Source organism: Rhizobium laguerreae, assembly GCF_002008165.1.
Classification (GTDB): domain Bacteria; phylum Pseudomonadota; class Alphaproteobacteria; order Rhizobiales; family Rhizobiaceae; genus Rhizobium; species Rhizobium laguerreae.
Map to the genome: position 1 here is coordinate 165,285 of NZ_MRDM01000002.1, position 19,067 is coordinate 184,351.

The 19,067-nt window shown below is 62.3% G+C and carries 20 protein-coding genes; 10 read left to right on the forward strand and 10 right to left on the reverse strand.

Annotated features, from left to right (window positions below; genetic code table 11):
• Positions 1-8 precede the first annotated feature (8 nt).
• On the forward strand, positions 9-1,106 hold the full coding sequence (locus tag BS630_RS01010; protein WP_077976275.1) for an NADH:flavin oxidoreductase/NADH oxidase: 1,098 nt from the start codon (positions 9-11) through the stop codon (positions 1,104-1,106).
• Between the two features lie 234 nt (positions 1,107-1,340).
• On the opposite strand, the gene betA is transcribed toward BS630_RS01010, so the two are convergent.
• The 3 genes from betA to betI all read right to left on the reverse strand — a co-directional run bounded on the left by betA (position 1,341) and on the right by betI (position 5,294).
• Positions 1,341-2,990 carry a choline dehydrogenase gene (betA, locus tag BS630_RS01015; protein WP_077975885.1) on the reverse strand — a complete coding sequence of 550 codons (1,650 nt, stop codon included), beginning with the start codon at positions 2,988-2,990 and terminating at the stop codon, positions 1,341-1,343.
• A gap of 202 nt (positions 2,991-3,192) precedes the next feature.
• Positions 3,193-4,656, reverse strand: coding sequence for a betaine-aldehyde dehydrogenase (betB, locus tag BS630_RS01020; RefSeq protein WP_077975886.1), 1,464 nt, complete (start codon positions 4,654-4,656; stop codon positions 3,193-3,195).
• Complete coding sequence (gene betI / locus BS630_RS01025; protein WP_376766860.1) at positions 4,653-5,294, reverse strand: transcriptional regulator BetI; 642 nt, start codon at positions 5,292-5,294, stop codon at positions 4,653-4,655. Before betI ends, betB begins: the two co-directional genes overlap by 4 nt.
• A 139-nt stretch (positions 5,295-5,433) precedes the next feature.
• Here betI and BS630_RS01030 point away from each other — a divergent pair, with 139 nt between their 5' ends.
• The 4 genes from BS630_RS01030 to BS630_RS01045 all read left to right on the forward strand — a co-directional run bounded on the left by BS630_RS01030 (position 5,434) and on the right by BS630_RS01045 (position 9,456).
• Positions 5,434-5,988: an HdeD family acid-resistance protein gene (locus BS630_RS01030; RefSeq protein WP_077975887.1), complete on the forward strand. Its 555-nt coding sequence runs from the start codon at positions 5,434-5,436 to the stop codon at positions 5,986-5,988.
• Between the two features lie 192 nt (positions 5,989-6,180).
• Positions 6,181-6,420, forward strand: a complete 240-nt coding sequence (locus BS630_RS01035) for a ribbon-helix-helix domain-containing protein (RefSeq protein ID WP_018241158.1) — start codon at positions 6,181-6,183, stop codon at positions 6,418-6,420.
• 153 nt (positions 6,421-6,573) lie between these two features.
• Positions 6,574-8,379, forward strand: coding sequence for a bifunctional diguanylate cyclase/phosphodiesterase (locus tag BS630_RS01040; protein ID WP_077975888.1), 1,806 nt, complete (start codon positions 6,574-6,576; stop codon positions 8,377-8,379).
• A 78-nt stretch (positions 8,380-8,457) separates the two neighbouring features.
• Positions 8,458-9,456: an NAD(P)H-quinone oxidoreductase gene (locus BS630_RS01045; RefSeq protein ID WP_077975890.1), complete on the forward strand. Its 999-nt coding sequence runs from the start codon at positions 8,458-8,460 to the stop codon at positions 9,454-9,456.
• A 149-nt stretch (positions 9,457-9,605) separates the two neighbouring features.
• Here the strand turns inward: BS630_RS01045 and BS630_RS01050 are convergent, their stop codons facing one another.
• Positions 9,606-11,042 carry an MFS transporter gene (locus BS630_RS01050; RefSeq protein ID WP_077975892.1) on the reverse strand — a complete coding sequence of 479 codons (1,437 nt, stop codon included), beginning with the start codon at positions 11,040-11,042 and terminating at the stop codon, positions 9,606-9,608.
• A 102-nt stretch (positions 11,043-11,144) separates the two neighbouring features.
• On the opposite strand from BS630_RS01050, the gene BS630_RS01055 reads away from it, so the two are divergent.
• Complete coding sequence (locus BS630_RS01055) at positions 11,145-11,768, forward strand: helix-turn-helix transcriptional regulator (protein WP_077975894.1); 624 nt, start codon at positions 11,145-11,147, stop codon at positions 11,766-11,768.
• Between the two features lie 20 nt (positions 11,769-11,788).
• Here the strand turns inward: BS630_RS01055 and BS630_RS01060 are convergent, their stop codons facing one another.
• Entirely contained in the window at positions 11,789-13,000 is a 1,212-nt protein-coding gene (locus tag BS630_RS01060; RefSeq protein ID WP_077975896.1) for an MFS transporter, read from the reverse strand.
• Between the two features lie 144 nt (positions 13,001-13,144).
• Positions 13,145-13,366, reverse strand: a complete 222-nt coding sequence (locus BS630_RS01065; RefSeq protein WP_231285186.1) for a hypothetical protein — start codon at positions 13,364-13,366, stop codon at positions 13,145-13,147.
• Between the two features lie 410 nt (positions 13,367-13,776).
• Here BS630_RS01065 and BS630_RS01075 point away from each other — a divergent pair, with 410 nt between their 5' ends.
• Both BS630_RS01075 and BS630_RS01080 read left to right on the forward strand, forming a co-directional pair.
• Positions 13,777-14,784 (forward strand): asparaginase, encoded by a 1,008-nt coding sequence (locus BS630_RS01075; RefSeq protein ID WP_077975900.1) that lies wholly within the window; start codon positions 13,777-13,779, stop codon positions 14,782-14,784.
• Between the two features lie 129 nt (positions 14,785-14,913).
• Positions 14,914-15,654 (forward strand): hypothetical protein, encoded by a 741-nt coding sequence (locus tag BS630_RS01080; RefSeq protein ID WP_077975902.1) that lies wholly within the window; start codon positions 14,914-14,916, stop codon positions 15,652-15,654.
• Here the strand turns inward: BS630_RS01080 and BS630_RS01085 are convergent.
• Positions 15,629-16,384, reverse strand: a complete 756-nt coding sequence (locus tag BS630_RS01085; RefSeq protein ID WP_077975904.1) for a DeoR/GlpR family DNA-binding transcription regulator — start codon at positions 16,382-16,384, stop codon at positions 15,629-15,631. The genes BS630_RS01080 and BS630_RS01085 overlap by 26 nt on opposite strands.
• Positions 16,385-16,528: 144 nt before the next feature.
• Here BS630_RS01085 and BS630_RS01090 point away from each other — a divergent pair, with 144 nt between their 5' ends.
• The gene (locus tag BS630_RS01090; protein ID WP_003546432.1) at positions 16,529-16,885 is read left to right on the forward strand and encodes a hypothetical protein; all 357 of its coding nucleotides are present in this window, start codon (positions 16,529-16,531) and stop codon (positions 16,883-16,885) included.
• Positions 16,886-17,238: 353 nt separating this feature from the next.
• Positions 17,239-17,859, forward strand: a complete 621-nt coding sequence (locus BS630_RS01095; protein ID WP_077975906.1) for a glutathione S-transferase family protein — start codon at positions 17,239-17,241, stop codon at positions 17,857-17,859.
• Here the strand turns inward: BS630_RS01095 and BS630_RS01100 are convergent.
• The 3 genes from BS630_RS01100 to BS630_RS01110 form a co-directional block, all read right to left on the reverse strand.
• Positions 17,844-18,209 carry an MmcQ/YjbR family DNA-binding protein gene (locus BS630_RS01100; RefSeq protein ID WP_077975908.1) on the reverse strand — a complete coding sequence of 122 codons (366 nt, stop codon included), beginning with the start codon at positions 18,207-18,209 and terminating at the stop codon, positions 17,844-17,846. The two genes, BS630_RS01095 and BS630_RS01100, sit on opposite strands and share 16 nt — an antisense overlap.
• Before the next feature lie 114 nt (positions 18,210-18,323).
• Complete coding sequence (locus BS630_RS01105; RefSeq protein WP_231285188.1) at positions 18,324-18,551, reverse strand: hypothetical protein; 228 nt, start codon at positions 18,549-18,551, stop codon at positions 18,324-18,326.
• A 149-nt stretch (positions 18,552-18,700) separates the two neighbouring features.
• Positions 18,701-18,901, reverse strand: a complete 201-nt coding sequence (locus BS630_RS01110; protein WP_077976276.1) for a hypothetical protein — start codon at positions 18,899-18,901, stop codon at positions 18,701-18,703.
• Positions 18,902-19,067: the final 166 nt, after the last annotated feature.

A 19,067-nucleotide genomic window follows, 5' to 3' on the forward strand; every position in this document is an offset into this window, starting at 1 on the left:
AGATTCCATTGCCGAGCTTGTTCGACCGATTCACGCTGAAAGGCGTCATCCTCCGAAACCGCATCGCGGTATCCCCTATGTGCCAATATTCCGCAACGGATGGTGTTCCGAACGACTGGCACGCCGCCCATCTCACAAGCTTGGCGCGCGGTGGCGCTGGCCTCGTCAACGTCGAAGCCACGGCTGTCTCTCCGGAGGGGCGGATCACGCCGGGCTGCACCGGTCTTTGGAATGATGTCCAAGCCGAGGCCTTTGGACCGATCGTCGCCGGCATCGAAAAGGCGGGCGCGGTCGCAGGAATCCAGATCGGCCACGCCGGCCGCAAGGCCAGTGCAAACCGCCCTTGGGAAGGCGACGATCATATCGCCGATGGCGATCCGCGCGGCTGGGAAACCATCGCACCGTCGGCCATCGTGTTCGGCGGCGGCTTGGCCAAGGTACCGCGCGCCATGACGAAAGCCGACATAGATCGCGTCCGCGGCGATTTTGTCACTGCAGCGATCCGCGCCCGGGACATCGGATTCCGCTGGCTCGTGCTGCATTTTGCTCACGGCTATCTCGGCCAGAGCTTCTTCTCGCCGCATTCGAACCAGCGCGACGACGAATATGGCGGCAGCGCCGATAACCGTGGACGCTTTCTCCTTGAGACGCTGGCGGCCGTTCGTGAAGTCTGGCCCGAGGATCGTCCGCTCACGACTCGCTTCGGCGTCATCGAGTTTGACGGTCGCGACCAGGAAACCCTGCGGGACGCGATCGATCTCGTCGGTAAATTCAAGGAGGCCGGCCTCGACTTCATCGACGTCAGCCTCGGCTTCTCAACTCCGGCCGCCAATATTCCCTGGGGTCCAGGGTTCATCGCGCCTTACGCCGATCAAGTCCGCAAGGCCACTGGCCTCCCCGGTGCCGCAAGTTGGAACATCACTCAGCCGGAGCAAGCGGACGAACTTATCCGGAGCGGGCAGCTTGACCTGGTTATGATCGGCAAAGCGATGCTCGCCAATCCGCATTGGCCCTACGAAGCCGCGCGCAAGCTCGGTGTCGAGCGTCCGTCCTGGACATTGCCTGCCCCCTACGCACATTGGCTCGCATCCTACCGCGCTGCCTGATTGATCGGGGCTGTCGAATAGCGCTGAGTGCCCCTGTCCGTTGGCATTAAAAAAATGAACCACGGCTCGCTGATTCATGGGCGCGATATCGCAGATATCGCGCCTCACGTCAGACGGTTGGGCCGTGACGGCGATCTTGCTGGCGAACGTCTCGGTCGCTGGCGTTCTCCGCGTCCGTCGAAGTCTTTCGGTCACCTGCATAGACGGACAAAGTAACGTCGGACGGCTCGCTTCTTATCGATCGCTGACGGCCGCGCGCGGATTGACCCAGGGTTCCTGGTTCGAGCGCGCCAGCGGCTGTTTGCCGAGGATATGGTCGGCTGCCTTCTCTCCGGTCATGATCGAGGGGCCGTTCAAATTGCCATAGGTGACGTGCGGGAAGATCGAGCTGTCGGCGACGCGCAGGCCATCAATGCCGATCACCCGCGTTTGCGGATCGACCACCGCCATCGGATCGTCCTTGGCGCCCATCCGGCAGGTGCCGCAAGGGTGATAGGCGCTTTCCAGATGTTCGCGCAGGAAGGCGTCGATCTCATCGTCGCTTTGCACGCCTTCACCCGGCTGGATCTCCGGCCCGCGATAGTCGTTGAAGGCGCTCTGACCGAAGATTTCGCGGGTGAGGCGCACGCAGTGGCGGAATTTCTCCCAATCCTCCGGATGGCTCATATAGTTGAAGCGCAGCACCGGATCGGCCTTGGGGTCGGCCGAGCGCAAGCTCACGCTGCCGCGCGATTTCGACAGGTTATAACCGACATGAACCTGGAAGCCGTGGCTTTTCGCCGCCGCCTTGCCGTCATAGCTGATCGCCACGGGCAGGAAATGATACTGGATGTCAGGCTGCTTCAGCCCGGGTGCCGAGCGCAGGAAGGCGCAGGCTTCGAACTGGTTGGAGGCGCCGAGCCCGCCGCGCGAGAGCAGCCATTGTGCGCCTGCCACCCCCTGCCAGAACCACGGCAGCCAGGAATAGAGCGACACCGGCTTGGTGCTCACCTGCTGGAAGTAGAATTCCATATGGTCCTGCAGGTTGGCGCCGACGCCAGGCCGGTCGGCCTTGACCGCAATGCCCATGTCCTGCAAATGTTGACCTGGACCGATGCCCGACAGCATCAACAGCTTCGGCGAGTTGAAGGAGGAGGCCGAGACGATCACCTCGCGGTTCGCCTTCACCACCTCTATTCTGCCGTTGCGCTCGATCTCGACGCCGGTCGCCCGCCCGTCCTCGATCACGATCTTGCGGGCGAAGCCATAGATGATCCCGACATTCTGCCGCTTCAGCGCCGGTCTCAGATAGGCGTTGGCGGCAGACCAGCGGCGGCCGCCGAAGATCGTCTGCTCCATCAGCCCAAAGCCTTCCTGCTTGCTGCCGTTATAATCCTCCGTCGTCTCGAAGCCCGCCTGTTTTCCGGCCTCGACGAAGGCTTTGAAGAGCGGATTGGTGAAGCCACCGCGCTGGACATGGAGCGGCCCGTCGGTGCCGCGCCAACCTTCTTCGCCGCCATGCGAATGTTCCATCCGCTTGTAATAGGGAAGCACGTCGGCATAGGCCCAGCCGCTGGCGCCGAGCTCTTCCCAGCGGTTGAAGTCCTCGGCATGGCCGCGCACATAGACCATGCCGTTGATTGAGGAGGAGCCGCCGATCACCTTGCCGCGCGGCGCGGTGATACGCCGGTTGTTGAGGTTCGCCTCCGGCTCGGACAGATAACCCCAATTATATCGCCTCATGCTCATCGGCCAGGCAAGGGCTGCCGGCATCTGGATGAACGGCCCAAAATCGCTGCCGCCCGCCTCGATGACGATGACGCTGTTCTTGCCGTCTTCCGACAGACGGTAGGCGAGAGCGGAGCCGGCGGAGCCCGAGCCGATGATGACGAAATCTGCTTGCATAGTCTTGTTCCCTCGAGCTGCCATCATCCGGCTACTTCTTGTTTTCCCAGAACCTGCCCCTCATCCGCCTGCCGGCACCTTCTCCCCGTAAACGGGGCGAAGGGACATGCCGCACCGCTTCCCCCAACCTCGACGCTGCGTATGCCACGTCCCCTATCCCCGGGAGCGGGGAGAGGGTTAGGGTGAGGGGCCAAGATGTTCTTCAATAAGGCGCCACCACCGGCCCCATGCCCACATAGACCGTCTTCAGTTCGGAATAATGCTCCAGCGCGGCCAGCGAATTCTCGCGGCCGAAGCCGGATTGTTTCGAGCCGCCGAAGGGGATTTCCACCGGGCAGAGATTATAGGTGTTGATCCACAGCGTGCCCGCTTCCAGCCGGTCGACGACGCGGTGAGCGCGGGTGAGGTCGGCGGTGAAGACACCGCCGGAAAGGCCGAATTCGCTGGCATTGGCGCGCGCAATCACCTCGTCCTCGGCGTCGAAATCGAGCACGCACATGACAGGCCCGAAGATCTCTTCACGGGCGATGGTCATGTCGTCGGTGACATCGGCAAACACCGTCGGCTGCACGTAATAGCCTTCGCCGGAGACATTGTTCGGAATGCCGCCGCCGGCAATCAGCGTCGCGCCCTCGGTCTTGCCCTTCTCGATGTAGGAGATCACCTTCTCGCGCTGCGCCCAGGAGACCATCGGCCCGACCTGCGTCGCCTCATCCATCGGATCGCCGATCAGCATCGCCTCGGTGCGGACCTTCAGCCGCTTCAGGAATTCGTCCTTGATAGCCTTCTGCACGAAGACGCGTGTGCCGTTCGAGCAGACCTGGCCGGTCGAATAGAAATTGCCGAGCATGGCGCCGCCGACTGCCGAATCGAGATCGGCATCGTCGAAAACGATCAGCGGCGACTTGCCGCCGAGTTCCATCGTCACGTGCTTGAGGTTGCCGGCCGCCGCCGCCGCGACCCTGCGCCCCGTCGGCACCGAGCCGGTCAGCGACACCTTGGCGACATCGGCATGGTTGACGAGCAGCGGCCCGGTGTCGCGGTCGCCCTGGATCACATTGAAGAGTCCTTTCGGCAGTCCGGCCTCAAGCAGGATCTCGGCAATCTTCAGCGCCCCGAGCGGCGTGTTCTCCGACGGTTTGAACACCATGGCATTGCCGCAGACAAGCGCCGGCGCAGCTTTCCAGCAGGCGATCTGCTGCGGATAGTTCCAGGCGCCGATGCCGACGCAGACGCCGAGCGGCACCCGCTTGGTATAGGCAAAATCCTGGCCGAGCGGGATCTGCGAACCGTTGAGACCGGCCGGCGCAATGCCGCCGAAGAATTCGAAGGCATCGGCACCCGAGGTCGGGTCGGCGACAACAGTCTCCTGGATCGGCTTGCCGGTATCGAGCGTTTCCAGTTCGGAGAGCGCCCGGTTTCTCTCGCGCATGATGTCGGCCGCCCGTTTCAGGATGCGCCCACGCGCCATCGGGCTCATCCCCGCCCATTCCGGCTGGGCGCGTTTGGCCGCCGCAATCGCTTTCTCAACGATCGCGGGCGTTGCCGCATGCAGCCGGGCGATCACCTCGCCGGTCGCCGGATAGAGGCTCTCGATGACGGTGCCGTCGGTGTCCTCGACATATTCGCCATCGATGAAGTGCGAGGCTTTCGGCTGGGCTTTCATGTCATTTGTCCTTTGGTCGTTCGATGTGGTCGTCCCTTCTCCCTTCGGGGAGAAGGGGAGGCGGTGGCCAAAAGCGCATTCAGATAATCTTCCGTCAGCGCGATCGAGGCTTCAATGCCGATCGGCGCGGATTTTAGACTTTGCCTGATGTAGAGCCCGTCGATCATCGCCGCAGCGCCTTCGGCGATGCGTTCTGCGGCGTCAGTGGGCAGCAGCGCCTTGAGGTCGGCCAGCAGATTGGAGCGCAGCCGTCGCGCATAGATCACCAGGAAGCGCCGGGTCTCCTCCGAGCGCTGCGCTTCGGCATAAAAGGCAAGCCAGGCGGCAATCGTGCCCGGCGCGAACTGGTCGGCGTGGAAGCTGACGCGGATGATGGCCGAAAGCCGGGCGCGCGGCGTCCTGGCGGCCTTGAGCGCCGCCACCGTATCGCTGCGCAGCTGTCTCAGAAGCGAGCGGATCGTTTCGATCAGCAATTGCTCCTTGCTGCCGAAATAATGATGCGCCAAGGCTGGCGACACGCCGGCTTGCCGGGCGATGTCGGACATGGTGACAGCAAGCGAGCCGTGATCGCCGATCACCCGCAGCGCCGCATCGACAAGCGCCTTGCGGCGCACCGGCTCCATTCCGACCTTCGGCAACAGACCACTCCTTTGAAATCAGCGACAGGTTATTTTTGATTGACTGATCAATCAATAAAAATCTTTGCCGATTTGCTCGAACGCAGATCTTTCCCTCCCGAATTGCTGCAGCATATTCGAACCTGTCAGGAGGTGCGTCATGGCCGATGTCTTCGAGGGAACGCCGACATCTTCGCTGCAATCGAAATGGATCTGGTTTGCCGGCCTCGGCGTGCTGCTGCTCGTCTGCGGTCTGATCGCGCTCGGCAATCTGATGCTCGCCACCGTCGTCTCGGTCTATTATGTCGGCATGCTAATGCTGTTCGGCGGCGTGATCTATCTCGTCCATGCCTTCCAAGTGCGCGGCTGGGATCACGTGCTTTTCTGGATACTGAGCGGCCTGCTCTATGTGCTTGCCGGCATCTGCGCCTTCATCAATCCAATCCTGACCTCGGCGGCGCTGACGTTGTTCCTGTCGCTGGCGCTCGTCGTCGCCGGCGTCTTCCGCACCTGGGTCGGCATGCGCATGAAGCCGGTCAAGGGCTGGCGCTGGATCGTCGCAAGCGGCGTCATCACCGCTCTTGCGGGTTTCGTCATCGCGCTCGGCTGGCCGGTGAACAGCCTGTGGATTCTCGGCCTGTTCCTGGCCGCCGATCTCATCGTCCAGGGCTCAACCTTGATCGCTTTCGGGATCGGCATCCGCAGTTCAAACTGATGCCGCTGACCGTTCTTTTTTGACAAGACTAGGATAGGGGATTAGACTTAAGGGGTTACGGGCCAATCCCAGCACACGGATGGTCCGATGTGCGAATGCACCAAGGCACCGGCGAGATCGCCGAGAATGCTAAAAATGGTCATGCGTCCCCCAGAGGCAGGGTTCTGCCTGATCAGAAAAGGGAGGAAGTTCATGCCGATGGTCACCGTTTCCATCTCCCCGCAACAGGCAGCGGGCATCCGCGCCGCCGTCGACAATGGCGGTTATGCCTCGAGCAGCGAGGTTGTCCGCGAGGCGCTGCGCCTCTGGGATACCGCCCGCAAGCTCAATGAGTTCCGGGACGATATTCTTGACGACGGCGCCCCATCCGGCGGCAGATGCGTCGCCGACATGTTCGCTGATCACGAGGCGGAGCGCCGTCGCTCCGCCTGACAAGCGTCTGATTGCATTGGAAAAATTGAATAAACGCGGAACGCGTGCAAGACCCTTGCACGTTTCATAAAACTTTCACATTGGCGAAAGAGTTCATTGATCCTTCTGCGGCATGTTCCCTGCGAAAAAGAACAAGTCACAGTGGAGATCAGCATGTCCTTGGCTGCCACCGTCGCGCCGGATGTCCTGCGCCGCTACGCCAGCGATCAGATCGTAACCCTTGCCAAGCTCGTAGTCGAGAATGCCTTCCAGCCGATCGTCGAGGCCGGCACCGGCACGGTTTTCGGCTACGAATCCCTGATGCGCGGCCAGGAGCGCATCGGCTACGAGACGCCGGTCGACATCCTCGACGAGGCTCACCAGGCCGGCCAGCTGCTGCAACTTGAGCAGATGGTCGCCAGCCGCGCGCTCGCCAAATTCGCCACACTGTCGAATTTCTCCACCTCGACGCTCTTCCTCAATCTCGATGTCCGGCTGATCCCGCATGGCGAACACCTGGTCGAGAGCCTGCTGCAGCATCTGCGGAAGGCGAATATTCCGCCATCCTCCGTCTGCTTCGAATTCTCCGAGCGTTTCGACAATACCAGCGTGCCGGAATTTTCCAGCCTGGTTTCCAGGCTGCGCAAGGCCGGTTTCAAGCTGGCGATCGACGATTTCGGCGTCGGTCACGGCGAGATGAAGCTGCTCTGCGACTATGCCGTTGATTACCTCAAAATCGACCGCCATTTCGTCGCCGAGATCGACCGCAGCCCGCGCAAGCGCCATCTGTTGAAGAGCATCGTCAACATCGCCCATGTGCTCGGCACGCGCGTCATCGCCGAGGGCATCGAGACCGAGGCCGAATTCATCGCCTGCCGCGAATATGGCGTCGATCTCGTCCAGGGCTGGTTCATCTCCCGCCCGACGACGCATATATCGGAGCTGGCGCCATCCTTCCCGCATCTGCAGGAGCTCGGCAAGAGCAAGCGGGGCAGCCAGTCGCTCGACGAAATCCTCATCCGCAAGCAGATCGAACTGCTGCCGACGGTCTATGAGAATGACAGCATCGACAGCGTCTTCGAACTCTTCCGCCGCAATCCGCGCCAGGCCTTCTTTCCGGTCCTCAACGCCAATGACGAGCCGCGCGGCATCATCCACGAGCATCATCTCAAGGAATATATCTACCAGCCCTTCGGCCGCGATCTCTTAAAGAACAAGATGTACGAGCGCTCTATCTCGCATTTCGTCGAGATGGCGCCGATCGTCGGCCTCGACAGCGACGCCGAGCAACTGATGGCGATCTTCGCCAATATGGAAGGCAGCAACTGCCTGATCCTGACTGACAACATGCGTTACGCCGGCGTCGTCTCCGCCGCCTCACTGATCAAGGTCATCAACGAAAAGCAGCTGAAGACCGCGCAGGACCAGAACCCGCTGACCGGCCTGCCGGGCAATCGCGCCATCCGCGATTACATGCGTCAGTCCGGCCGCGACGGCGATGAGCTCCGCCACTTCTGCTATTGCGACTTCGACAATTTCAAGCCGTTCAACGATGCCTACGGCTTCCATCTCGGCGACCACGCGATCTCGCTGTTTGCCGCGCTGATGCGCCGCTATTTCTTCGCCGAGCGCCATTTCCTCGGCCATGTCGGCGGCGACGATTTCTTCATCGGCGTCGTCGGCTGGAGCAAGGAAGAGCTGACGGAGATCCTCGACCGGCTGATCAGCGACTTTCATGATGATGTGCGGGATTTCTATTCCGATGAGGACCGTGCCGCCGGCCGTATCCTCGGTCACGACCGCACCGGCGCCGAAACTTTGTTCCCGCTGATGCGCTGCTCGATCGGCGTCATCGAACTGCCGGAAGGCCTCGTTGTCGACGATATCAACCGCGTCAGCGCCGAAATCGCCATCATCAAGTCGGCCGCCAAGGACAGCGAGGAAGGTCTCGTCTTCCATTTGCTGGGCGAGGCGAATTGACGCCTTTGCCACATCGTGCCTTCCCAAGCCTGCGAGGCTGATTTATTCCGGTTGCTTCCGATTAGGGAGGAGCCGGTCATGCCTTTGCCTCAGGATATGCGTTTCGTCGATCTGCCGTCCTTCGGCGGGCCGGAGGTGATGACGATCGGCAGGCGTCCGCTTCCTGTGCCCCAAGACGGGCAGGTCCTGGTGCGCGCCGAGGCGATCGGCGTCAACCGCCCCGATATTGCCCAGCGCCAGGGCAGCTATCCCCCGCCCAAGGATGCGAGCCCGATCCTCGGCCTGGAATTGTCGGGCGAAATCGTTGCCGTCGGCTCGAGCGTCAGGGGCCATGGCGTCGGCGATAAGGTCTGCGGCCTCGCCAATGGTGGTGCCTATGCCGAATATTGCCTGCTGCCGACAGGCCAGATCCTGCCCTTTCCCAAGGGCTATGACGCGGTGAAGGCGGCAGCTTTGCCTGAGACCTTCTTCACCGTCTGGGCAAATCTCTTCCAAATGGCCGGGTTGACGGAAGGCGAGACGGTGCTGATCCATGGCGGTTCCAGCGGCATCGGCACGACGGCGATCCAGCTCGCCCGCGCCTTCGGCGCCGAGGTCTACGCGACGGCGGGCTCAAAGGAGAAATGCGATGCCTGCGAAAAGCTCGGCGCCAGGCGGGCGATCAACTACAGGAGCGAGGACTTCGCCGAGGTGATCAAGGCCGAGACCGGCGACGGCGTCGATATTATCCTCGACATGATCGGCGCCGCCTATTTCGAGCGCAACATCGCCTCGCTGGCAAGGGATGGCTGCCTCTCGATCATCGCCTTCCTCGGCGGTGCGCTCGCCGAAAAGGTCAATCTCTCGCCGATCATGGTCAAGCGCCTGACGGTCACCGGCTCCACCATGCGGCCGCGCACGGCGGAGGAAAAACGCGCTATCCGCGACGACCTGCTCTCCGAAGTCTGGCCGCTGCTGGAAGCCGGCACTGTCGCCCCCGTCATCCACAAGGTCTTTGCCTTCGAAGAGGTCGTCGAAGCCCACCGGCTGCTGGAAGAGGGCAGCCATGTCGGCAAGGTCATGCTGCGCGTCGGCTAGAGCAATTCCAGCAAAAGTGCGCAGCGGTTTTGCGTCCGGATTGCGAAGAAACAAGGAGCAATTCCAGCAAAAGTGTGCAGCGGTCTTGCCAGGCAAAGCGCGAAGCGCTTTTGCCGGGAATTGCCTCAAAACAAGGAGATAGGGCGCTCTTACTGCGTCCTATCGGACGCGCGGCGCGGTAATGTCAGCGACACGCCAACCGCGAGAACACCGGGCAGCGCCATCAGCAGATAGAGCCAGTGCGCTGCCGACAACGCGCCTGATATGCCGCCGGGATGAACGAGGCCGGCGCCGTTGGCGATCAGGCCGGCAAAGGCGGCCCCGAACGCCCCACCAAGCGAACTCATTGTCGGGATCGCGGCAGAAGCCTTGTCCTTCTCGTTGTCGGCGACGAGCCTCAAAACCATGGCGACCAGATGCGCCCAGCCGAGACCGATGCCGAAGCCCATCATGAACATGCCAATCGCCGCCGGCACGATGAGGAGCATATGCCCCTCGGGATTCTCCTTGGCGAGGAAGACGGCGAGGCAGGCGGTCGCCGCCGCCTCGATGAGGGCGCCAATGACGATTGCCCAATAGGCTCGGCCGCCGGCCCACCAGCCGCTGAGGAAGGCCGCGAAGGTCCAGCCGAGGGCGACGAGCGCCACGAGATAGCCCGAGACGATCGCTGGCACCCCATGCAAGGTTTGCAGGAAATAGGGAATGAAGACATCGCTGACGAGAACGACAGTCATGGCGAGCATCGCCAGGTAGACCCGTGAAATCGGCTGGGAAAGGTTGATGGCGCCGGAGGGCAGCAGGTGGTTCGGGCTTCGGCCCTCGGTGACGATCATGCCGGCGACCGCGACGACCGAAGCCGCGATCAGCGCGACCTTCGTGGCTGTCGCCTCGACCGCGCCGGCCGCACTCACCATCAGGACGGCGGCAAGCAGCAGCCCGATCTGCGCAACCGGCGTCTTTGCCTGCTCGCGGTCGTCCTCGACGTCAGGCAATAGCCGCGGCGCCAAGACCGCCATCAGCAGGCCGAGTGGCACGAGCACGATGAAAGCATAGCGCCAGGCGTGGCCCGTAGAAAAGAAGCCGCCGAGCGTCGGCCCGATGACGGTCGAGACCCCCCAGATTGCCGCGTAGAGCGTCGAGGCCTTCGGCCATAGCGGCTCGGGATAGACGAAGCGGATGAAGGCATAGCCGAGGGCGGCAAGTGCGCCGGTTCCGAGACCCTGCACCGCGCGTCCGATCAGCACCACCGGCATCGACGGTGCGGCTGCGGCAATCAGGCTGCCGACGCCGAAGACCAGTGCTGCGATCACGTAGACGGACCGAAGCCCGATGCCGCGCGGCCGCATGGCGACGAAGATCGAGCCGAGCACGGCGGCGGCGACGAACAGGCTGGTGACCCAGGAAAACAGCGCGAGCCCGCCGATATCGCGCACGATCGAAGGCGCGATCGTCGCCATGATGTAACTCTCCACCGCATAAAGCGTCACGCCGCCGGCCAGCATCAATGTTGCCGGCAGGTGCTCGGGCAGGAAGAGGCGGAAGAGGGAGCTGGGGGGGATGGCTGCTGTCTGGTCGATATTCGACATGGGAGGGACCCCGAGATTTTTGCTGGCGAAGGATTATTTTCCAAGTTATAAATTGGAAAATTGCATGCCGTCTCGAATTAAACAAGACTTGACTTGGAAAATATGCGCCAGTCCCCAGCCAACCGGATTCTGATCCTGATAAAGACCGACGGCCCGCAGCTCGCCGCCGCGATCGGCGATGCGCTCGGCATATCGGGCGAGGCCGCCCGCCAGCAACTGTCGAAGATGGCGGAGGAGGGGCTGGTGGAACCGGTCACCCTTGCCAGCGCGGGCCGTGGCCGGCCGCGCCAGCTCTGGCACCTCACAACGAGCGGCAACCGCCAGTTCCCTGACGGCCATGCCGAGCTGACGGCAAATCTCCTCGGCACGCTCGTCGAACAGCTCGGCCCCGCAGCGCTCGATACCGTCATCTCCGCCCGCGAGGCCGAGACGCTGCAGCGCTATAGGCAGGAGCTCAGTAAGGTCGGTGACCTAGCCTCGCGCGTCGAGGCCCTTGCCGGCATCCGCACCCGCGAGGGTTATATGGCCGATTGTTGGAGGCAAGAGGACGGATCCTTCATGCTGGTCGAAAACCACTGCCCCATCTGTGCGGCCGCCACTGCCTGTGCCGGCTTCTGCCGCTCCGAACTCGAAACATTCCGCGCGGTCCTCAGTGCTAAGGTCGAACGCAGCGAACACATCCTCGCCGGCGCCCGCCGCTGCGCCTATCGCATCACGCCCGGTTGACGTCTGTCGATCGTCGCACTTCACGCGGGCTGCCGCGCCTGGCGCCTGCTGCTTTCGAGATAGAGCAGCACTCCGATCGATGCGAGACCCGCGGCCGCGCCGACGAAGGCGGTGCCGGAATAATCGGTGATCGCGGTGCCGAAGGCAAAGAGGCCGGCGCTCACGCCAACCCCAATGAACGTGTTCAGCGAGATCAGCGAGGTTCCGAGCCCCGGCCGGTCCGCAATCAGGTCCTGCAGATAGGTGATCGGCACGCTGAGGATCGCTGCCGCCCCGCAGGCATTGAAGAGGAGGAGTGCGTAGACGTGCCAGGGCGCGGAAGCAAAGCCGAGCAGCAGCAGATAAACGCAATAGATCAGCGCGCCGAAGGCGAGCACATGCACGGTCCGGAAGCGGCGCTGCGCAAATCCCCACATCATCATGAACGGCATCTCGAGCAAGGCGGTCAAACCTGCCATGAAGCCGACATCGACCACGGTGCCGCCGGCCGCATGGATGATGATCAGCGGCAGGAGCATGGCATTCAGCCGCTGCAGCCCGAACAGCATCGCCATGACGATGACGCGCGACAGCACATGCGGCACGAAAATCCGTTTCAGCGAAGCAATGAAGCCGACTGGATCGGGGGCAGGGCCGCCGGCGCCATTTCCGGGTGCGAAGAAGAAATACAGGCAGAAGCAGGTGCAGCTTGCCAATGCCGCGATCCCATAGGCCGGCGTCATCGACGGCGAACTGACGAGATAGAGGCCGATCAACCCCGGCGCCAGCGCCCATGAGCCGGAAAAGAGCGCCCGCACCATTGCGGTGATCGCCGCCCCCTGGCCGCGGTCCATCTGGTTGGTCCTGGCGCGCAGGCTGGCGAACAGCAGCGAATAAGTGGAATTGCTCATCGGCACCAGCAACAGCGTGGAGAAGATGAAGGCCGCGGGGCTATGGACGAGCGCGATCGACCCGAAGCCGAGCATGCCGGCAACGGAAAGCCCCAGCACCAGCGGCCGGCGCTCCTTCAGCCTGTCCGACCAGATGCCGAGCGTCAGGCTCGTCGTGACGTTGACGATCGAAGAGAAGAACACCAGTGCCGAATAGCCGCCGTTGCTCAAGCCAAGTTCGTTGATCCCGATGATCGACTGGTAGGGCGCGGTCGACGCATAGGTGAAGGCGAGCGCGACGAGGGTCACGGTCGGAATTCGGATCCTGTTGTCGCGAAGGATCAAGGAAAAGGTGGATGGCATGGGGGCGGTTCCTGATGCACCACTCTTAGCTGCATCGGACCTATCAGAGAAACGATAGTTTTCGATCGCCTCGGTCAATTTATGTGATGAATGTTTGGACGATGTGATCGCGGTCCGACCCCACAGCGCGGCCGAGCGCCGAACTCAGAATTTCGCGACCAAACCTGAGAGCCAGAAGTCGATTTGCCCGAAGGGAAGCACCTTTCCCAAAAATCCGACCAGAGCTGACGTGCTGACGATCAGCGCTAGCCCCAGAAGTGTTCCGAGTATTATTCCAACGCTCGCCTTTGCCGGCCGGCGTGCCAGCCAAGACGCCAGAGCCAAAGAGACAATCGTCAAAAATGCCAACAATATGGACTCGGTCATAGACAGGCCTGCTTGCAAAACAATCCCTTGGGATGTGAACCCGGCTGCACGATAGCGTCCCGATGCGTCGAAACTCAAGGCCTAGGATGGCGGAGGTTGCGGCGCGACCCGCAGGAGGCGCAATTCCGGTGACTTCGCTGTACTTGCTCCAGAGGCTCACCCCGCCCTCCGTCTTCCTCGGGCTTGACCCGAGGATCTACGCCGGCCTCCACCGGCAGCGGGTATGGATCCTCGGCTCAAGGCAGAGGAGGACGGAATATGCGGTGACGTCCAGCCACAGATAGAGCCGGTGCACTAGCAGCAGGCACCCGCGCAGCCGCCTAAACCCTGGCAAAACGTCAACCCCGTTGGCTTTCCCCGCGTGACGCGTTATGGACTGCGCTATCCCGCCAGCATCCGGATAAAAGCTCATGACCAATCCCGTCACCGTCGAAGTCACCCGCGGCCTGCTCGTCGAAAGTCGCCATCGCGGCGCGGTGGCTGTGGTCGATGGCGACGGCAAGCTTGTCTTCTCGCTGGGCGACATCGAGGCCGCGGTCTTCCCGCGCTCGTCCTGCAAGGCGATGCAGGCTCTGCCGCTGGTCGAGAGTGGTGCTGCAGATGCCTATGGCTTCGGCGACAAGGAATTGGCGCTTGCCTGCGCTTCGCATAATGGCGAGGAGGAGCATGTGGCGCTTGCCGCTTCCATGTTGTCGCGCGCCGGTCGCGATGCGCAAGCGCTGGAATGCGGCGCCCACTGGTCGATGAGCCAGAAGATTCTGATCCAGCAGGCCCGCACGCTCGAAGCGCCGACCGCGCTGCACAACAATTGCTCGGGAAAACATGCCGGCTTCATCTGCGCCTGCTGCCATCAGGACGTCGATCCGACGGGCTATGTCGGCACCCATCACCCGCTGCAGATCGAGATCCGTGCGGCGATGGAAAGCCTCACGGGAGCCGTGATTGGCGCCGATAGCTGCGGCACCGATGGCTGCTCCATTCCGACCTATGCCGTGCCGCTCAGGAGCCTTGCCCACGGTTTCGCCAAGATGGCGACCGGTACCGGCCTCGAACCCCTGCGCGCCAAGGCATCCCGCCGGCTGATCGAGGCTTGCATGGCCGAGCCTTTCTATGTCGCCGGTTCCGGCCGCGCCTGCACCAAGCTGATGCAGATCGCCCCAGGCCGCATCTTCGTCAAGACAGGCGCCGAGGGCGTCTTCTGCGCCGCGATCCCGGAAAAGGGCATCGCCATCGCACTCAAATGCGAGGATGGCATGACCCGCGCCGCCGAAGCCATGGTGGCGGCGACACTCGCCCGGTTCTTCGAGACGGAAGATGAGGTGCATGCGGCGCTGATGGCCTATGCCGCAACGCCGATGCGCAATTGGAACGGCATCCATGTCGGCGATGTCAGGGTCACCTCCGCCTTGGCCGGATGAATGCGAGTTTGCATACATAAGTTATTAGAAAAATAAGAATTTACTAATATAAAAGGGTACGTCCTGCGATCGCGGATGCACCCTTTCGCGGCGACGTGAGCACAGTCCTGGAAGCCGTGAGGGCGGGGCATGTTTGCAGGCCGCTATCTCTGGTGGATGCTGATGGGGATCGGCATCTTCATGTTCGCCGCGCTGAGCCTCGATTATATCACCTGGCTCACGATCCAGCTGTCCGGCTGCGGCGATATGTCCGGCGCCTGCGAGCCGGTTCTCCGGCTGATATCGGGCATGTTGAAACCCGCCTGCATCTGGGCTGCGATCGGCGTGCTTTTCGTGGCGACGCTGCTCCGTCTTCACACTCTCTCGCTCATCTGGTTCTGGGGACCGGTCGCCGCCATCTGGTTCGTCGCCTCCACGCCGATGCTCCTCTTCCTGGCGGCGGATGCGGCTGCTCTGACGCGGCCCGCCACCTTGGCGGCGCTGCCCGTCGCCTTCCTGTTTCTGGCGGCCCTCGTCGCCTATCTCGTGATTGCCGTCGAGGATGGCGACAGGCTGCCGCTTGCAGCCTCCGTGCCGTTGCGCTTCACACTCCGCCTGACGGCGGTCTACGGCGCGCTTGCCGGTGCAGCCTTCATGCCGGAACTGTCGCCGATCGACGGGACCCTGCTCGACATGCCGGCACTTTCCGTCGTCATCGCGCTGGCGCAACCCTATCTGCAGACGGTGCTCACCCTTGGAACCGGCAGCGTGGCGCCGGCCTATGCCGTGCTGGCGGCCTTCATCGCGGCCCTTGCCGCAAGTCTCCTGCCACATGCTGCAGCACCACAGCCCTCCCGCAGCACCATCATGCTGCGGCGATTGCGCCGTTGAGATCGCGATAGGGTTTCAGCTTTTCCGCTGTCATCTCCATGGGCACGATCAGCCCCGCCACCTCGGAAATGCCAAGCACCGGGCAGGGCGAGACGAGGTCGAACTTCTCCTCGGTCAGCAGCACATGCGTTTCAGCCGAGCAGCGGGCGATATGCCGCTTGATCGCCGCTTCCTCGAAATCGCCGGTGGAAAGCCCGTGCACCGGATGCGCTGCGGTGACGCCGAGGAAGAAGAGATCGGGGCGCAGCTGCGCGATCGCCGCCATGGCCGCCGCGCCCGTTGCCACCATCGAATGTTTGTAAAGCCGCCCGCCGGTGAGGATCACCTCGGCCGTCGGATGGTGTTCGAGTTCGGCGGCGATCGTCGGGCTGTGGGTCGCAACCGTCAGCGGCATGTCGCGCGGCAAGTGCCTGGCGATCTCCGCCGTCGTCGTGCCGCCGTCGAGGAAGATCATCTGTCCAGGCTTCACCATCGCCGCCGCCGCCGCGCCGAGTCGTGCCTTGATTTGCGACGAGACGCCGCGCCGGGCGGTGAAATCGGGCAGATCAGGCGCTAGCGGCATCGCCCCGCCATGCACCCGTTTCAGCAGCCCCTCCGCCGCCATTTCCCTTAAGTCCCGCCGGATCGTGTCTTCCGAAAGGGCGAAATCCTCGGCGACGCGCTTGGCGACCACCTGGCCGTCACGGCGCAGGATGTCGAGAATGAGGGATTTGCGTTGGGTTGTCAGCATCGGTTCTCTGCACGAAAATTAACATAACAGCCCGATGTTGCACGAAATGACTCGACATTCAAGAAATATCGTGCATTTTCACGAAATCCCGTGCATGAGGCCGGGAAGAGTGCTCACGCATAAAGCGGAGCGAAGGAGTGGATCATGTTGATTTTGATTGCCGGGCCTTATCGGTCCGGAACCGGCGACGACCCGGAAAAGATGGCCGCCAACCTGAAGCGGCTGGAAGCGCCTTCGCACGCGCTGTTTGAAGCCGGCCACGTGCCGATGATCGGCGAATGGGTGGCCCTGCCGATCTGGCACGCCGCCGGCGGCCGGTCGGTCGGCGACGCGCTCTACGAAGAGATCTTCCACCCCGTCGCCGGCCGGCTGCTGCAGCTCTGCGAGGGCGTGCTGCGCCTGCCGGGCGATTCCAAGGGCGCGGACAACGACGTCCGCATCGCCCGGGAACGCGGCATTCCGGTCTGGCACAGGCTGGAGGATGTGCCGGGCTGCGGCTGAGAGGTATCGGCGAAGCTCTTGCTCTTCGCTTACGCTCAGCACATTCGCGGCTTTGCCGCTCACCCCCTCAACCGACCCTTCGGGCCACCCCGCTGGGGAGAAGAGGGAGCAAGCGGTTTGGCTTCGGTTCCACAACAGACGCTTTGAGAAGTGAGGCGCTGCCACAAATCTCTTCTCCCCAGCGGGGAGAAGGTGCCGGCAGGCGGATGAGGGGGCCACACGGCACACCATACATTGCCCTTCGCTCGTGCTCAACGCACCTCACTTGTCCTGGGAGAAGCAAAACCCAATCCAACCAGTTCCGACCCGCGCACCGCTACGCTATAACCCTTGCCGAAAGGGAGTCGAGAACCATGCTGACATTGTACTACGCGCCCGGAACCTGCGCGCTCGCAAGCCTTATTGCCCTGGAAGAATCCGGCTTGGCCTTCGAAGTCAAGAAGATCAGCCTGCGCGATGGCGAGCAGCGCTCGCCGGACTATTTGAAGATCAACCCGAAGGGCCGTGTGCCGGCTCTGGTCACCGATTATGGCGTGCTGACGGAAACGCCGGCGATCCTGGCCTATATCGCCCAGAGCGCGCCGGCCGCCAAGCTGGCGCCGCTTGACGATGCCTTCGAATTTGCCAGGCTCCAATCCTTCAACAGCTATATCTGCTCGACCGTGCATGTGAACCATGCCCACCGCCCGCGCGGCTCGCGCTGGGCCGACGAGCCGGCGGCAATCGAGGCGATGAAGGCCAAGGTGCCTGAGAATATGGCCGATTGTTTCACGCTGATCGAGCAGACGATGTTCGAAGGCCCATGGGTGATGGGCGAGGCCTATTCGCTCGCCGATCCCTACCTCTTCGTCATGACCGACTGGCTGCCGTCCGACGGCGTCGATCCCGCCCGCTTCGAAAAGGCGAGCGACCATCACGCCCGCATGCTGCAGCGTCCCGCCGTCCAGCGGGCGCTGGCCTACGATCGGGCCTGATCCTTAAATCCGGCGGCAAGTTTCTTCGGCGCCCGGAACAGCCAGGCGCCGATCAGCCGCAGCCGCAATTCCTCGTCGCCGATCACGGCGGCGCGCACCGGCAGATGCGGCCAGCCGACATAATGATCGGTTTGAAAATAGACGTCGGGCACCATCTCCAGCAGGTGATCCTTGTCGTCGAGCGAAATCGAGATCACGATCGTCTCCGCATTCTTCACCGCCACGAAGCTCCTGCCGCCGACCTTCAGCGCCGGATTGCCGTAGGAGGTGCTCTCCTCGACATCAGGCAGCCCGGCTTCTGCCGCCAGCCGCTTCAGGCGTTCGAAGATCGCATCGACATCGCCGGCCATGGTTCCGCCCTTTCTGCCAGGGCGAAAGCTTAGAGCATGATGCCGAAAAGTGCGAGCGAAAGGCACGGGCCTATCCGCGCGGGTGTGGGTAATAATTTGGCAAACCATCGTGCCTCAATGCGCATTGAGGTCACCATCCTTTGATGCAATTCCAGAGGAGATACTCCTCTTTATCGCCTGGCTGATTTCCGTCTTGCTTATCCCCAGCGATGCCTCCAGATTGCGCACAGAGTAGGGATCGCCGCCTTGCGATTCCAGCTGAAGCCACTCGTCTTCCCGATGTTCTTCCTGTTCTTGAAGGCTGACGAGCTTCAGTAAAATCACGATGTCTTGGCTTTTCATCCTAACTGTCCTTTGTCCTGGGACTGAGGACAAAGGACAGTTTAAGGGTCGGGTCAAAGTTGGATGACCCTCAAGCCGATAGAGCCCAATGCCGAAGAGGGTGATCGGTTTCGGACGACATGATACTCTCTTTCTTTGACTTAGTGTTTTCACGCGCATTTCGCCAACGGCGACTTGTCCTCCGCCTGAAAGCCGGCCGGCATCCCGAGCGGCAGATCGGCGATTTCGCGCATCGACATGCGCTCGACCTCGGGATGCCGCAACGGATCGTCCTTCCAAGCGGTAGCATCGGCAATTTCCGCGCTGCCCACAGGAAGAGCGGGCCTCAAGAAAAACTTCAGCAACGACATGGCATGCCTCGCTTTCTTCAGTGGCGCGGATGTGATCGCGCAGCGGTTTTCGCCTCTGCCATCCCATCCGTCCACGCAATTACGTTCGAATGGGTTGCCTATGCTTGCAATGTCGGCCTCAGCAGGCAGATTTTCAATTGAGAATAACGCTGAGGCGCTATAGAAA